This window comes from Serratia sp. CY82433, from assembly GCF_052166535.1.
GTDB classification, from domain to species: domain Bacteria; phylum Pseudomonadota; class Gammaproteobacteria; order Enterobacterales; family Enterobacteriaceae; genus Serratia; species Serratia sarumanii.
Map to the genome: position 1 here is coordinate 1263298 of NZ_JBJNOR010000001.1, position 15199 is coordinate 1278496.

14 protein-coding genes and 1 pseudogene are annotated in these 15199 nt (G+C 60.6%); 6 read left to right on the forward strand and 9 right to left on the reverse strand.

Annotated features, from left to right (window positions below; all coding sequences use genetic code 11):
• The first annotated feature begins 18 nt into the window (after window positions 1-18).
• The gene (locus tag ACJ8PI_RS06310) at window positions 19-1020 is read left to right on the forward strand and encodes a LacI family DNA-binding transcriptional regulator (RefSeq protein WP_041034807.1); all 1002 of its coding nucleotides are present in this window, start codon (window positions 19-21) and stop codon (window positions 1018-1020) included.
• 41 nt (window positions 1021-1061) lie between these two features.
• Here the strand turns inward: ACJ8PI_RS06310 and ACJ8PI_RS06315 are convergent, their stop codons facing one another.
• From ACJ8PI_RS06315 to pckA, 4 genes are all read right to left on the reverse strand, one after another.
• Window positions 1062-2504 (reverse strand): glycoside hydrolase family 32 protein, encoded by a 1443-nt coding sequence (locus ACJ8PI_RS06315; RefSeq protein ID WP_041034809.1) that lies wholly within the window; start codon window positions 2502-2504, stop codon window positions 1062-1064.
• Window positions 2501-3760 (reverse strand): MFS transporter, encoded by a 1260-nt coding sequence (locus tag ACJ8PI_RS06320; RefSeq protein ID WP_033653891.1) that lies wholly within the window; start codon window positions 3758-3760, stop codon window positions 2501-2503. Before ACJ8PI_RS06320 ends, ACJ8PI_RS06315 begins: the two co-directional genes overlap by 4 nt.
• 168 nt (window positions 3761-3928) lie before the next feature.
• Window positions 3929-5233 carry an MFS transporter gene (locus ACJ8PI_RS06325; protein WP_033653892.1) on the reverse strand — a complete coding sequence of 435 codons (1305 nt, stop codon included), beginning with the start codon at window positions 5231-5233 and terminating at the stop codon, window positions 3929-3931.
• 207 nt (window positions 5234-5440) lie between these two features.
• Window positions 5441-7060: a phosphoenolpyruvate carboxykinase (ATP) gene (pckA, locus tag ACJ8PI_RS06330; protein WP_033646339.1), complete on the reverse strand. Its 1620-nt coding sequence runs from the start codon at window positions 7058-7060 to the stop codon at window positions 5441-5443.
• Between the two features lie 432 nt (window positions 7061-7492).
• Between pckA and ACJ8PI_RS06335 the strand changes: the two genes are divergently transcribed.
• On the forward strand, window positions 7493-8836 hold the full coding sequence (locus ACJ8PI_RS06335; RefSeq protein WP_074026502.1) for a 2-hydroxycarboxylate transporter family protein: 1344 nt from the start codon (window positions 7493-7495) through the stop codon (window positions 8834-8836).
• A 47-nt stretch (window positions 8837-8883) separates the two neighbouring features.
• Window positions 8884-9096, forward strand: a pseudogene (locus tag ACJ8PI_RS06340) (M10 family metallopeptidase C-terminal domain-containing protein); the annotation flags it as partial.
• Between the two features lie 273 nt (window positions 9097-9369).
• On the opposite strand, the gene ACJ8PI_RS06345 reads toward ACJ8PI_RS06340, so the two are convergent.
• The gene (locus ACJ8PI_RS06345; protein WP_004931526.1) at window positions 9370-9579 is read right to left on the reverse strand and encodes a hypothetical protein; all 210 of its coding nucleotides are present in this window, start codon (window positions 9577-9579) and stop codon (window positions 9370-9372) included.
• A 157-nt stretch (window positions 9580-9736) separates the two neighbouring features.
• On the opposite strand from ACJ8PI_RS06345, the gene ACJ8PI_RS06350 reads away from it, so the two are divergent.
• Window positions 9737-9889: a hypothetical protein gene (locus ACJ8PI_RS06350; protein ID WP_165790328.1), complete on the forward strand. Its 153-nt coding sequence runs from the start codon at window positions 9737-9739 to the stop codon at window positions 9887-9889.
• 24 nt (window positions 9890-9913) lie between these two features.
• Here the strand turns inward: ACJ8PI_RS06350 and yniD are convergent, their stop codons facing one another.
• The gene (gene yniD / locus ACJ8PI_RS06355; protein WP_223307179.1) at window positions 9914-10006 is read right to left on the reverse strand and encodes a small membrane protein YniD; all 93 of its coding nucleotides are present in this window, start codon (window positions 10004-10006) and stop codon (window positions 9914-9916) included.
• 338 nt (window positions 10007-10344) lie between these two features.
• Between yniD and ACJ8PI_RS06360 the strand changes: the two genes are divergently transcribed.
• Both ACJ8PI_RS06360 and ACJ8PI_RS06365 read left to right on the forward strand, forming a co-directional pair.
• Complete coding sequence (locus ACJ8PI_RS06360; RefSeq protein ID WP_033638276.1) at window positions 10345-10737, forward strand: ASCH domain-containing protein; 393 nt, start codon at window positions 10345-10347, stop codon at window positions 10735-10737.
• Between the two features lie 4 nt (window positions 10738-10741).
• The gene (locus ACJ8PI_RS06365) at window positions 10742-11341 is read left to right on the forward strand and encodes a hypothetical protein (RefSeq protein ID WP_033646337.1); all 600 of its coding nucleotides are present in this window, start codon (window positions 10742-10744) and stop codon (window positions 11339-11341) included.
• A 55-nt stretch (window positions 11342-11396) separates the two neighbouring features.
• On the opposite strand, the gene ACJ8PI_RS06370 is transcribed toward ACJ8PI_RS06365, so the two are convergent.
• The 3 genes from ACJ8PI_RS06370 to ACJ8PI_RS06380 form a co-directional block, all read right to left on the reverse strand.
• Window positions 11397-11636, reverse strand: a complete 240-nt coding sequence (locus ACJ8PI_RS06370; protein WP_004931517.1) for a DUF1480 family protein — start codon at window positions 11634-11636, stop codon at window positions 11397-11399.
• 135 nt (window positions 11637-11771) lie between these two features.
• The gene (locus ACJ8PI_RS06375; RefSeq protein ID WP_033638278.1) at window positions 11772-12707 is read right to left on the reverse strand and encodes a Csu type fimbrial protein; all 936 of its coding nucleotides are present in this window, start codon (window positions 12705-12707) and stop codon (window positions 11772-11774) included.
• 20 nt (window positions 12708-12727) lie between these two features.
• Window positions 12728-15148: a fimbria/pilus outer membrane usher protein gene (locus ACJ8PI_RS06380; RefSeq protein ID WP_185744060.1), complete on the reverse strand. Its 2421-nt coding sequence runs from the start codon at window positions 15146-15148 to the stop codon at window positions 12728-12730.
• Window positions 15149-15199 lie beyond the last annotated feature (51 nt).

Consider the following 15199-nt stretch of genomic DNA (forward strand, 5'->3'; position numbering starts at 1 on the left):
AATCATAAAGAAGGGCGCATGGCTTCGCTGAAAGACGTCGCAAAACTTGCCGGAGTCTCGTTGATGACGGTGTCCCGCGCCATCAATGAACCCGGCAAGCTGCGGCCGGAAACCTACCGCCGCGTCAAACAGGCTATCGACCAGTTGGACTACGTGCCGGATCTGTCGGCGCGGCGTATTCGCGGTGACGGAAATCGCGTGCAGACGCTCGGGGTGCTGGCGCTGGACACCGCCACGACGCCGTTCTCGGTGGAAATGATCCTGTCGATTGAGAAAACCGCGCGCGAGCGAGGCTGGAACAGCTTCGTCGTCAACCTGTTTGCCGACGACAACGCCGAACAGACCGTCGATCTGCTGCTGGCGCATCGTCCGGATGGGGTGATCTTCACCACGATGGGGCTGCGCGAGGTGACATTGCCGGCCAAACTGCTGGACAAAAAGCTGGTGCTGGCCAACTGCGTCAGCCCGGCGCATTCGATCGCCAGCTACATTCCTGATGACGAGCAAGGGCAGTATGAGGCCACGCGCACGCTGATCGCCAAAGGCTATCGCGCGCCACTGTGCATTCATTTACCGGCGGATACGCTGGCGGCGGGCCTGCGCCGCCGCGGTCTGGAACGCGCCTGGCGCGAAGCGGGGCGCGATGTTGAACAGCTGCGGCAGTATCATCTCGATCTGAGCGGCGGCGATCAAAGCTATCGCGACTGCGTCGCGCTGCTGGAGCGGCATTTCTCTCCCGGGCGGCGCGATTGCGACGTCGTGGTGTGCGGAAACGATCGGATAGCCTTTCTGGTGTATCAGGTATTGCTGGCGCAAGGATGGCGGATACCGCAACAGGTGGCGGTGCTGGGTTACGACAATATGGTCGGCACCGGCGAGCTGTTCCTGCCGGCATTGACGACGGTGCAGCTGCCGCATTACGAGCTGGGCCGCCTTGCGGCGCTGCATGTGATTGAGCAGCGGGAGCAGCGTGAGACGGTGAAAGTGCCTTGCCCGCTATTGGCGCGTGGTTCGCTATAAGCGCACCGGGTGCGTCGCTGCGCGCCCGGTGCTCATTCCCATTATCCCCAGATGCTTGCCAGCCGCCATCCCGTGATGGGCTCGAACTGTGCCCGGCCGCCTTCGGCGAACAGGCTGAGGTGGCGCTCGCCCGCCGTCGGGTAGATGCGGCTGGTCAGGCAGGCCTGGCCCTGATTGACGAAGATCTCCAGCGATGAGCGGTCAATGAAGATCCGTAGTGACAGGGTGTCACCTTCCGGCAGCGGCACGCTGCGGCAGGTGCACAGGGCGGGGTTGTCATGAAAACGTTCCAGCACCAGCCGGTGCGCCTGATTGTCGACGAACAGGCGCGCCGCATTCCCGATGGCCAGCCCGTAACGCTCGGCGTCGTTGTCGGCCGGTCTCAACGTCAGGGTGAGTTCCTGCACGTCGTCCGCCAGCGGCAGATGCTGATTGGTCAGCGTCTGTGCCAAAAAGGTGTGCGATTCTCGGCGCAGCGCCGCCAGTTCACGCGCCGGGTTCATGCGGACGCTGCCGTCGGCAGCCAGCGTCAGCTCGCGCGGCAGGGTGAGGGCGCCGGCCCAACGGTGCACTTTGCTGGGCATCGGGGATTCCCACATATCCATCCAGGCAAACAGCAGCCGACGGCCGTCGGCGGCGGTGAAGGTCTGCGGCGCATAGAAATCGTGGCCGGCATCCAGCTCGCAGAAGGGTTGGGTCACCCTGAAGTCGCTGTCCGGCCGCCAGTGGCCGAGCAGATAGCCGCTCTGGAAGCGATTGCGGTAGCGGTAGCCCTGTGCCGCCAGCCCCTGCGGCGAGAACAGCAACAGGTGCTGTTCCCCCAGCGGGAAGAAATCCGGGCATTCCCACATATACCCTTGATGCGCCGCCAGCGCGCCGGCCAGCACCCGATCGAAGCGCCAGGCGCGCAGGTCTGCAGAACGGTACAGGCGCACCTGGCCGAGACCGTTTTCTTTGGCGCCGACCACCAGCCACCATTCGCCGTTCTCGCGCCAGACTTTCGGATCGCGGAAATGCTGAATGCCGTCCGGCGGGGCCAGCACCGGCCCATGTTTAACGAAGCGTATGCCATCTTCGCTGGTGGCCAGACATTGCACTTCCCGCACCTGGCTGTCGTCGCCGGGCTCGCCCAGCCACACGTGGCCGGTGTAAATCAGCGTCAGCACGCCGTTGTCATCCACGGCGCAGCCGGAAAAACAACCGTCTTTGTCATAGGGCGCATCGGGCGCCAGGGCGATGGGCTGGTGCTGCCAGCGGATCAGATCGCGGCTGGTCGCGTGCCCCCAGTGCATGGGCCCCCAGTGTTCGCTGTAGGGGTGATGCTGGAAGAAGGCATGATAGACGCCGTCAATACAGATCAGGCCGTTGGGATCGTTGATCCAGCCGGCGGGCGGCGCGAGATGGAACTGCGGGTAGTATTCGTCTCGGCGCTCTGCGCGCAGGGCCTCGACCGCATGGTCGGCTTGAGCTAAGGCAGTGTTCATTGGACAGACTCGCTTGATTTAATGGCGGATTGAAAGGGGGTTGCGCCGGCGGAACGTTCGCCGCGCAGCAGGAAACAGGAGACAAGCGTCGTGGCGGCGACCGCGCACCCCATCAGCAGATAGGTGTCGGCAAAGCCGATGCGGTCATAACCGTAGCCCGCCAGCGGCGACAGGAAGCTGGCCATCACCTGGGTGATGAACTGAAAGCCCACCAGGTAAAGCGTTGAGGAGAGGCGACTGTCGAAGCGGCTGGCGATGTATTTGAAGATAGCGATCAGCAGGATCGGCAACTCTACGGCGTGCAGCAGTTTCATGGCGGAGATCATCAATGCGCCGCTGACCAAGCCGGAGCCGAACATGCGCAGCGCCATCACGCCACCGGCCAGCAACAACCCCTGTTTGGCGCCGATGCGGTTCACCAGCAGCGGCGCCAGGAACATGCCGCCGGCTTCGAGGAAGACCTGCAGCGAGTTGAGGAAGCCGTACATCTCGTTGCCCTGTTCGCGTGAAGCGAACTGCGAAGCGAAGTAGACCGAAAATTGCTGATCGAAAACGTTGTACACGCTGATACCGAGCACAAACACCACCAGCGCCCAGAAGCCCGGCATACGCAGCAGCGCCAGCGCATCCTGCAGCCGCAGATTTTCCGGTTTGCCGAACGCCAGGCCGGCCATGGCGTTCGGCTTCAGCTCGCGCACCTGGCTGAGCAGCAACAGGAATACCACGGCGGCGGCGGAGGCCAGCCAGAAATTGATGTTCGGATCGATATTGAAGATAAAACCGGCCAAAAAGGTGGCGCTGGCCCAGCCGAGCGATCCCCACATGCGGGCGCGGCCGAATTCGAAACCGCTGATGCGGCTGACTCGCTCGGTATAAGATTCCAGCGCGCCGATGCCGGCGAAGAAGGTGGCGCCGATAAATACCCCGCCGACCAGCGCGCCGAGCGGCAGGCTGCTCGCCAGCAGCGGGGCGTAAACGTAGATAAAGAACGGGCCGGTCAGCAGCAGCATCACGCCGAGAAACTGCAGCAGGTGCTTGCGCAGCCCAAGTTTGTCCTGAATAAACCCGTACAGCGGCTGGGCGCACAGCGCCACCAACGAGATAGCGGAGAAGATCAGGCCGGTCTCGGCGCCTTTCAGGCCGATCTTCTGATTCAGCCACAGCGATATCAGCGAAAAGCTGGCAGACCAGGTGAAGAAAAAGAAGAACAGCAGGCCGCTGAGCAGCACGTAATATTTTTTAGTTTCGCGGTTCATGGGTAGGGCCCCGGTGAGTGAAGTTAGTTCTATTGTTAACGTTAACTCGCAAAGGGATGAAGCCAGCAGATATCACACATGCGATGTTAATCACAAAAGTTAACGTTAACATTTATGCCTTGTGATCGAGGTCACGAGTTGGCAAGGGGGCGATATGCCCCCGGAGGATTAACGTTCGTTCAGCGAGCGCAGATGGTCGTCGCGGCGCAGCGTCATCAGCGCAAACAGGCTGACCACCGAGGTGGCGACCACGTAGTAGGCGGGAATGTCGATATTGCCGGTCTGTTTGATCAGGCCGGTGATAATCAGCCCGGCCGAGCCGGAAAACACCGCATTGGACAGCGAGTAAGCCAGCCCCAAGCCGGTATAGCGCACCCGGGTCGGGAACATCTCCGCCAGCATCGCCGGGCCGGGGCCGGCCAGCAGGCCGACCACGGCGCCGGCGATCATGACCGCCAGCCCTTTGGCCCACAGTGAACTCTGCGCATCCTGCAACAGGTGCAGCAGCGGGAAGGTGAACAGGATCACCGCTGCCACCGCCGTCAGCATCACCGTTTTACGCCCCAGTTTGTCGCTGACAATGCCCGCCGGCAGAATGGTCAGGGCGAAGCCGACGTTGGCGAGCACCGTCGCCACCAGCGCCTGCTGGAAGGTGGCGTGCAATGAGGTTTGCAAATAGGAAGGCATCACCACCAGGAAGGTATAGCCGGCGGCCGACCAGCCCATCATGCGGCCGATGCCGATCAGAATGGTTTTCACCACGCCGCCCAGCTTCGCTTCCGGCGGCGCGGCGGCGTGTTCCGCATGTTGCTGCGCCTGGGTGAACGTGGGCGTTTCCTCGAGCTTTAGCCGCAGCCACAGCGCCACGGCACCCAGCGGCAGCGCCAGCAGGAACGGAATGCGCCAGCCCCAGTCATGCAGCTGCTGCACGCTGAGCAGCGCGGCCAACAGCGCCACCAGCCCGGCCCCGGCCAGCAGGCCGAGCGCGACGGTCAGCGACTGCCAGGCGCCGAACAGCCCACGCTTGCCCTTCGGGGCGAACTCGGTCATCAGCGACACGGCGCCGCCGAATTCGCCGCCGGCGAACAGCCCCTGAAACATGCGCAGCAGCGTCAGCAGCAGCGGGGCGGCGACGCCGATCGAGGCATAGGTCGGCATGACGCCGATCAGCGCGGTGGCCAGCGTCATCAACAGCAGAACCGCAATCAGCGTTGGGCGACGGCCGATGCGATCGCCGATGCGGCCGAATATCACCGCGCCGATCGGCCGACAGAAAAACGCCAGCGCGAAGGCGGCGTAGGTGAGGATCAGGCTGGTGATTTCGTTTTCACCCTGCAGCGTGAAAAAATTGGCGGCGATAACGGTGGCCAGGAACCCGTACACCCCGAACTCATACCATTCGATAAAGTTGCCGACCGAGCCGGCCAGCAACGCCTGACGCGAGCGGCGCGCGTCGAGAGTCTGTTGATTCATCCCCGTTCCCATACTTTTGAATTATTGTTTGTCAGTTCTAAATTTATACGACAAAACAATCAATTGATTTCAGCGGGAACTGTGAGGCGCTCAGCGCATGCCGTCGATACGCCACCATTCGGGGCAAACATCGGCGAACGCAGGGGATGGCGGAAGAGTGAAAACAAAAAAGGGCCGACGAATCGGCCCTTGAGCGGGGGAATGCCGTTACCGTTTAGGCCCGGCGTTCACCAATTTTTCACCCGCCGGGGTGACGGTATATTTGGCGAAGTTATCGATAAAGCGCTGCGCCAAATCCTGCGCTTTCTCCTGCCACAGCGACTCGTCGGCGTAGGTTTTGCGCGGATCGAGGATCGACGGATCGACGCCCGGCAGCGCGGTCGGCACCTCCAGCCCGAAGATCGGCAGCGTGAACGTCTCGGCCTGCTCAATGTCGCCATTCAGAATGGCGTCGATAATGCCGCGCGTATCCTTGATCGAAATACGTTTGCCGCTGCCGTTCCAGCCGGTGTTGACCAGGTAAGCCTGGGCGCCGGCGGCCTCCATGCGTTTCACCAGCACTTCGGCGTACTGCGTCGGGTGCAGCGTCAGGAACGCGGCGCCGAAGCAGGCGGAGAAGGTCGGCGTCGGCGCGGTGATGCCGCGCTCGGTGCCGGCCAGCTTGGCGGTGAAGCCGGACAGGAAATGGTACTGGGTCTGCTCCGGCGTCAGGCGCGATACCGGCGGCAGTACGCCGAAGGCGTCGGCGGTCAGGAAGATGATCTTGCGCGCATGGCCGGCTTTGGACACCGGTTTGACGATGTTCTCGATGTGATAAATCGGATAGGAAACGCGGGTGTTCTCGGTCTTGCTGGCGTCGTCGAAGTCGATGCTGCCGTCGGCCAGCACGGTGACGTTTTCCAGCAGCGCATCGCGGCGGATCGCCTGATAGATTTCCGGCTCCGCCTGCGGCGACAGCTTGATGGTCTTGGCGTAGCAGCCGCCTTCGAAGTTGAACACGCCGTCGTCGTCCCAGCCGTGCTCGTCATCGCCGATCAGCTGGCGCTTCGGATCGGTGGAGAGGGTGGTTTTGCCGGTGCCGGACAGGCCGAAGAACACCGCCACGTCGCCTTGCTCGCCGACGTTGGCCGAGCAGTGCATCGAGGCGATGCCCTTCAGCGGCAGCAGATAGTTCATGATCGAGAACAGGCCTTTCTTCATCTCGCCGCCGTACCAGGTGCCGCCGATCAGTTGCATGCGTTCCGTCAGGTTGAAGGCGACGAAGTTCTCCGAGTGCAGCCCTTGCTGCTGCCAGTCCGGGTTGGTGCATTTGGCGCCGTTCAGCACCACGAAGTCCGGCTCGAAGTCCGCCAGTTCGGCGTCGCTCGGGCGAATAAACATGTTTTTCACGAAGTGCGCCTGCCAGGCCACCTCGGTGATGAAGCGCACTTTCAGGCGCGTGTCGGCGTTGGCGCCGCAGAACGCGTCCACCACGAACAAACGCTTGCCGGAGAGCTGGTTGCCCACCAGCGTTTTCAGATGCTGCCAGACCTCCGGGGAGAGCGGCTGGTTGTCGTTCTTGCCGGTGCCGTTGTCGGACCACCAGACGGTATCGCGCGTGGTGTCGTCGCGCACGATGTATTTGTCCTTCGGCGAACGGCCGGTGAACTCACCGGTCGCGACGTTGACCGCGCCGAGTTGGGTGAGGGTGCCGCGTTCCAGCGGCGGCAGGTCGGCGCGGGTCTCTTCGGCGAACAGCAATTCATAGCTGGGGTTATAGACGATGTCGGCGGCCTGATGGATGCCGTAGCGAGCGAGGGTTTGTGGGGTAACAGCGCGTGAAGACATATTCTACTTCCTTATGAGTCATATTATGCCTCTTTCCCGTGCGGTGCCGCGCGCAGGATTAAGGTTCGGATCAAGCTGACCGGATTCAGCTAATGCGTTTCCGGTTCTTTATTAATAAAACAGGGGGCTTTTTCGCCCTCCTATAGCATAGCAGCGAATTTAAGCCTGCTTACTTTAATTACAAAATGCTGACGATAATTAATTAAAACCAACCTTGGCGGAGGGTCACAATATTGAATTTCGCCGGCGTAATTTAGTTTTGCATTTTTATTTTTTATCATATCGTCAGGGCTGTCTACTGTTTTATTTCTTATTAGAAAAAGCGAAATCCACAATAGGATTTTTCGTAATCATTTGTTTTTTCTTGGCTATGGCAGGGCTGTTGCGCCAGGTGAATCTAACCGTACTGTACGCTTGTCAGCAGGGTGAATAATGAAACAGATAAATGCAGAACTGGTCTGTGATAAAAATGCGGCATCGTCCGAATCCTCAGGATTAATTAATCAACTTCGTCAAATAGATATCGGTGCGGTGCCGATCGCGTTGTTTATCACGATTTGCGCGATCGTGGCGATTTCCGCCTACGCCAACTTCCTGCCGAAGAATATGATCGGCGGCCTGGCTGTGATAATGACGCTGGGCTTTGCGCTGGCGCAGTTGGGAAAAAGCATTCCCGTGCTGCGCGATATCGGCGGGCCGGCCATTCTGTGTTTGATGGTGCCGTCGGTGTTGGTCTATTTCAATGTCTTCCAGCCTAACGTCATGGGCACCGTTCATCTGCTGATGAAAGACGCCAACCTGCTCTATTTCGTCATCGCCAGTCTGGTGGTCGGCAGCATTCTCGGCATGAACCGGGTGATCCTGATTCAGGGGATGATTCGCATGTTTGTGCCCTTGGTGGTCGGTACGGTGACGGCGGTGATCACCGGGCTGCTGGTGGGCAAGCTGTTCGGCTTTACCTTTTATCACACCTTCTTCTTCATCATCGTGCCGATCATCGGCGGCGGCATCGGCGAGGGGATTTTACCGCTGTCGCTGGCCTATTCGGCGATCCTGGGCTCGACGCCGGACGTCTACGTCGCGCAGCTGGCGCCGGCGGCGGTGCTGGGCAACATCTTCGCCATCGTGACCGCCGGGGTGCTGGCGCGCATCGGCATGCAGCGCAAGGCGCTGAGCGGCGACGGCATGCTGATCCGCTCGGCGCAGGAGAACGCGATGTTCGCCATCAAGGAGCAAAGCGGCAACGTCGATTTCCAACTGATGGGCGGCGGGTTGCTGGTGATCTGCGCCTTCTTTATCGTCGGCGGCCTGTTTGAACACATCGTGCATATTCCCGGCCCGGTGCTGATGATCCTGTTCGCGGTGCTGTGCAAATATTGCCGGGTGATCCCGGCCTCGATGGAGACCGGCGCGCACAGTTTCTACAAGTTCGTCTCCACCGCGCTGGTGTGGCCGCTGATGATCGGTCTGGGCATGCTGTTCGTGCCGCTGGAAAGCGTGGTGGCGGTGTTCTCGGTCGGTTATGTGGTGGTCTGCGGTTCGGTGGTGCTGTCGATGGGGCTGGTCAGTTTCCTGATTGCGCCTTACCTGAAGATGTTCCCGGTGGAAGCGGCGATCGTCACCTGTTGCCACAGCGGCCTGGGCGGCACCGGTGACGTGGCGATCCTGTCGGCATCGAACCGCATGGGGCTGATGCCGTTCGCCCAAATCGCCACGCGCATCGGCGGCGCTTCCACGGTCATTGGCGCGACGCTGCTGCTCGGTTGGTTAGTCTGAGTCCAGGGTTTCTTATGGATAGCCGGGGTTGGATTGCCCCGGTTTTTTATTTCGAGGACAGCCGCACCCACAGCGTGATGAGCTATTTCAGCGAAAGCAACATCGGGCAGGACTTTAAAGGCGCGTACTCATCCGGGCCATTGCTCAACGACATCACGGCGATCCCGCATTTCTACGGCGCCAACATGCACACCCGCATCGGCGATACGATCTACGGTTTCAATTCCAATACCGATCGCGACTTCCTCACCGCCACCGGCGGATTGGATCCGCGACTTCGTGCGCGGTGAAGACAAGATCGATCTGACGCTGTTCAACACCGGCAGCGATTTCCTAGTGAAAGTGGTGGGGCAGCCGCTGGATGCGGGTGATTTCGTGTTGGCGTAATGCAGGCAACAAAAATAGGGCATTTTGGGCAAAAACCCGACAATTCCTATTAATTCCGTCATATTAGCGTGACATAGTAGCGCGCAGAAGGCCGGGCTTGCATACCTCGGGCTTCTGTCGGATCGCCAACCTTTTCGGTTGGCGATTCATTTTCCGCCTTTCAGCATGTTGATGGCGGCGCCGAGCAGGATGCGCCGTTCGATATCGTTGCTGTCCGCCAGCTGCCGCGCCAGATGTTTTTCCAGCGTTTCCACCGACAGCGCTTCGCCGCGATGGCGCAGCTGCATCACGCCGTCGCCGATCAGGCGTGCGACCTCATCCCATACGGGTTTAATCTCCTGTTCCGAGAACGTCATGGCCTACCTCGGTTGGTTGATTTTTGCCCAATGTAGCAGCTGAACTGCGGCTTCGCTACCGGCTGCCTAAAACAGGAAGCATAAAAAACAAGCCATCAGTATTTCTTCTGGTTTTTACGCTCAATACTTGCGGTGTCGAAAAGCAGGAGAAAACATCATGAACTGGGTCGAAACCTTAGCGGAGTACTACCGCCTGAGCCGCACGGGTGAAACGCAGCATTGGCTGTGTCGCCGCTGGTTGCCGCAGGGAGAGGCGCGCTTGGCCTATTTGCGGGAGTTGCTGGAGCCGACCGTGCCGCGGCGGCGGTGAGCAGGGCGCCGGCGTTTCGCGGGATTAACCGAAGGCTATCGCCGCCCAACGCAACAGCAGCAACGCCAGGCAGATCAGCAGCAGCACCACCACCATTTTACTGAGCTTGGCGCCCATGCGTTTTGTTGCCACGTTGTTTCCCCTTTAGCTGAAATACCATCCACCGGCGAGGATGATGAGGAAAAGCGTCACTAACGCGACGCCGTTGAGTAAATCGCTGAAGGTATCGTCAGCATCGATGTCATTTTGCCGCATGTTGCCGCCTAGCGGTCGCCATTGGGTGAATAATGTTCACAGTATGCGCCCGACAGCGCGGCAGGCACAGCGAAGAACGGTAAAAACGCGTAAAGGCGGCGGTGGCGGAACGCGCAGTCGCGCTTGCGACGGATGCAGACGGCCGGCAATACGTTGTACTATCCTGTCTGCATTGATGCATTTTTCCTAAAGGTATAATCATGGCGACGGCAATTCCACAGAAATACGAGCACCTTGAGCGCTGGGCGTTCGGCGATACCGAGCAGCAGGCCGATGAAGTGGTGCAATTGATCCTCAATGGCACCAAAACGGCCACCTGTTCCAACCTCGACGGCGAGGGGATCCCGCAGGCCGGCGATCGGTTCCTGGTGGTGGACGGCAAGGGTGAGCCGGTCTGCGCGGTCGAGCTGACCGCGGTGGAAATGAAAACTTACGATCAGGTCGATGAAGCGCACGCCTTTGCCGAAGGCGAGGGCGATCGCTCGCTGGCGCACTGGCGCAAAGAGCTGCAGCGCTTCTTTGAAGAGTACGATCTGTTCTCGCCGGACATGACGCTGGTGCTGATGAATTTCAAAGTCGTCGACAAATTCTAATCTTATGCGCGCCGTTCCCTACGAGTGCCAGTGGGCCAGCCCGGAACTGGCCGCCGATCTGATCGCCGGCCGCGCGACGCTGGCGCAAGACGAAAATTGGGCGCGCAGCGGCGCCCGCGATCGGGCGGAGTACGTCGAGTGGGCCAATCACGTGTGCGGCATGGCCTGTCTGAAAATGGTGCTGGGCCACCGCGACGGCGAAGCGCCGCCGCTGCTGGAGCTGGCGCGGCGCAGCCTGCCTTACGGCGCCTATGTGCGCGAAGGGGAGCGGATAAAGGGGCTGATTTACGCGCCGTTCGTCGAGTTCGTACGCGAGCAGTTCGCGCTGCAAGCGGAGGTGAAGGTGGGGCTGGAGGCCGCTGACGTGCCGGCGCTGCTTCAAGAATGCCGCTACTTTATCGCCTCGGTGCATCCCTCCATTCGCCGGCCGGAGAGCATTCCGCCGCAGCGGGGCGGGCATCTGGTGCTGATCACCGCCGCCGATGCGCAAAGCGTGACCTTCCACAATCCTTCGGGCGACAGCCCGGCGACGCGCGAGCGGGTGCACCTGCCGCTCAGCCGCTTCACCCCTTTCTTTGCCGGCCGCGGCATCGCCATCGCATAAAAAAACGCGCTGTTTCCGATGAAAACAGCGCGTCGTCAGCAGTTCTGATGCATTTTCATGCCAGCCGCATCACCCAGGCGTCCGCCTGCCGATCGTAGTGCTGCTTGTACAGCAGTGACTGTTTGCCGTCGAGGATCGCCGGAATGCTGGTGTGTTCATCCCAGCCGTCCAGCTGCATGCACAGATCCGGATCGGACTTGCAGGGAATGCTCAGGGTGCCGGCGCGGTCGGCGCCGGCGTGAAGATGCGCGTCATCGACCTCGAAGCTGCCAATTTTTACGACGGTTTTGCTCATGGGAACTCCTTGCTCAATGGTGTGGTAGGAGGTTAGACCAGTGCGGCCATCGGTAACAGCATAGCCAAGTGAGCAAAAAATGCCACATAAAAATTACATTTTGGAAACAATTTCCACGACGGCAAAGCACCGCGCCTAGTATTCCACCACAAAACTGAGATTGTCTTGATAGCTGCCGACCGCCACTTCCGTCTGCGCCGCATTGACCGCCGCCTTATACGGGATGCTTTGCGCCAGCCCGGTGCCGGCGCCGCTCTGTTTGTTGGTGCTATCCCAAACGGTCGTCGTATTGGGCAAGTAAATCTGATACTGCATGAAATTGCTGGTGCCGCTTTTCATACGCCGCCAACCGGAGACCGGGTTATTGCCGTTGGTGAAATAGGTGTTGTATCCCTCGGTTTTGGTGCAGGTCAGGGTGATGCTCTGATTGACAGGATTGAACTGCCCGACCAATGCCATGCTGCCGAAGTTGACGTTGGGCGCGGTGCCGATCAGGCAGTCTTTGGTGATGGCGACGCTGACGCTGACCGTGCTGGCCTTGTTGACGCCGTCCCACCAGATGCACAGGCCGAGCACGCCGAGGCCGCAGATATGGTAGTTCCAGATCAGGTTGATGGTGTCGGTATAGGTGCCCGAACGCACGTTGGCGCCGGCGGTGGTTTTGATATACAGCGGAAAGTTGACGTTGGAGGAGATCAGGATCAGCGACAATAGATTCAGTGAACTGTAGTCAATGGTCTGCCCGATGCTGTAGGGATATTGATAGTTGGCGTCGGGATAGATCAGGTAGGCGATTTTATCGCCGGAACCGTCGGTGTTGGCGACCGCCATGCCGTTGGTGGTCGACGCAACCTTGACCGTGACGGTGTTCTGCGACAGCAGCGATAGCCCGAGGCCGGTGCAGTTGAGGCCGGCGGTGCCCTGGGCGTTGATCTGCCCGTTGTAGACCACGAAAGAGCTGCTTCCCGGTAAGGTGACGGTGCCGTTGGTGGTGGCGCAGTCGGCGAATGCGCGCTGACAGAACAGCAGCGAGAGGGTTAACAATAAGAAGGCTTTCAATCCCCGAAACATAGTGACTCTCCGTCGTTGAATTAGCGGCAGACAACCGGGCCGACGCGCTGGATGCCCTGAGGCTTCGCCAGGCTGAATTCCGCCTGACACGGCGGGCCGCCGTCGGCCGGGATCACGCTCAGCCGATTGTGTTGTTGCACCGGGTCGATATAGGTCATGCCATCCCAACCGACATAGCTTTGCTGATTGCCGCCAACCACCGCCACCTGGCTGCCGTTGGCCAACGGTTTGCCTTGCTCGTCAACAAGTTCGACGTCGGCGGCGGAGATGGGTTGGATGGGGAACTCAACCAGAAAACCGCTGTGATCGCGAATGGCGACGGTTTTCTCCACCGTCGGCAGCGCGACGTCGGCGGGCAGGTTGAGCGGATCAATCTGGAATTTCGCATGGTAGTAAGAGGTGACGGTCGGCACCAGTAAATAGCCCTGGGCGTCGGTCTTGCCGATCGGCTGGTTCTCATAGCTCACCGGAATGTCGGCGTATCCTTGCGTGGACACCAGCGCAAAGGCATCGTTGATGGTGTTGGTGGCGTACACGCCGCCGTTCATCGCCACCAGCGAACCGCTGATTTCTCCCCAGTGGTTGGTTTCATCGCGGGTGCCGTATACGCCCGCTCGGGCTTCGAGTCTGCGGGTGCGCCAGGTCAGATCGGCCTGGCGGTAATCGCCGCCGCTCGGGTTATTGGCGTAGGCCAGATTCCAGCCGAAACCGCCATTGGTCGGCGCGGCGCGGCTGTAGCTGACGCGTTCGCTCCAGCGGTTGTTGTTGTCGCGCGCGGCGCTGAAGCTGGCCGTGCCCCAGCTGTCGAACGGAATGGAGAGCTGCAGCTGGGCGCTGTAACCGCTGCTGCCGATTTCCCGGTTCAGCGAGGCGTACAGGCTGCTGTTGCGCCAAAGCGATACGCTGTAGGACAGGTTCACCAGGCGGGTTCGCTGAGCGATGGCGTCGCGGACGTCAAAATAACCGGCGCCGAGGCTGCCGAGCCGGCCCAGGCTGACGCTGCCGGTCAACTGATCGGTGCGGCGGCTCAGGCGGTAGTCGCTTTTATACACGGAAATGTCGCCAAAATCGGCGCTGCGCAGGATGCGTTGGGCGTTGAGGCTGAAACGTTGGTTGCTGTAGGTGTAACCAAAGCTGCTCTGATCGCCGTGGTTGCCGGTGTAGCGATAGACGGGCTGGGGATCCGGCTGTTGCAACGGCCTGCCGGTCAGCGGATCGTAATAGGTGGGGGATTGTATCGCCCGGCCGCCGTTAAACGCTTCATCACCGGCCTGGCTGACGCTGTAGGACGCGTTGAGAACCCCCCATTGCCCGACGCGAAGGTCGGCGCCGGCGCCGCCAACCGCCAACTCGGCTGCGCCTTCGGCGCGTCCTTCCAGGGTTAACCAATCAGTGACGCCGTAACGTAAGCTGGCGCTGCCTACCCATTGCCCGTAATCGGCAGAATTCAACCCGTAGTTGCGCCGCAGCAAACCGGTGGAAATGCTGAAATCGCTCATGCCGGTCTGCAGCAGGTTGCTGGCCACGTAGAACGGCACCGTGGTGCTGACCTGGCGGCCGAGGGCGTCAGTGGTGACGACGGTGGCCTGACCCGCGCCGTTAATGTAGGGCACGCTGTTGAGGGTGAACGGCCCGGGATTGATGTTGGTGGTGCTGTTTTTATAGCTGTTGATGTATAAATCGACGCTGCTGGGCAATGCCGCCTGGCCGGAAAATTGCGGCAGCGGATAGGTGATAAGATCCGGGCGCACCGCGAAATTGCGCGCCAATTGCAAGCCGCCGATGCGCACGGCGCTGCTCCAGGGGAGCGAGCCGGTGGTAAGGTCACCGGCGATCACACTCAGCATCCGCTGGTCGTCGTTGAAACGCCAGTAGCTGTCGTATCGAATATAGCGCCCGCCATCGTCGTTCGGCCCGCCGTTAAACCCGCTGCGGTAGATGCCGGTGTTGGCGATGACGCCGAACCCGTCGAACAGCCGCTGTTCGCTCCACGCCGACAGGTAGCCCGGCCGGCCATTGCCGTTGCTTTGGCTGGCATAGATATCGTAGTTGAACAGCAAACCCAGGCTGCTTTGCGCCGGCAAGCGCTGCAACGGTGAATGGGCGCCGATGGTTTGCTGCGGCAACCAGTCGTTAGGCACGTTGATCAGCAACTGCTGGCTCTCGCCGCTGTAGCTGACATCCACCTTCTCCAGCCGATCGACGGCGATCTCTTTCGCCTGCTTATCCGCTACCGGCAGCCCGGCGTCGAGCAGTTGCTGGGGCGTCATGTAGTAATGGCCGCCGCGGTAGTTGACCGGCACGACGTTGCCGGTTTGGCGCCCGTTGACGACCGGCTCCAGATACAGCGTGGTGTCCGGCATGCTGACGGCGCTGGGCGGCGGCGGCAGATCGTCGCCGAGCGCAAACGGCAGCCAGCCGCCGGCCGCCATGCTCAGCATGGCAAACGCCAGCGGCTTAAGGCTGAAACGCCGCGTCGATAGCCTCCCTGT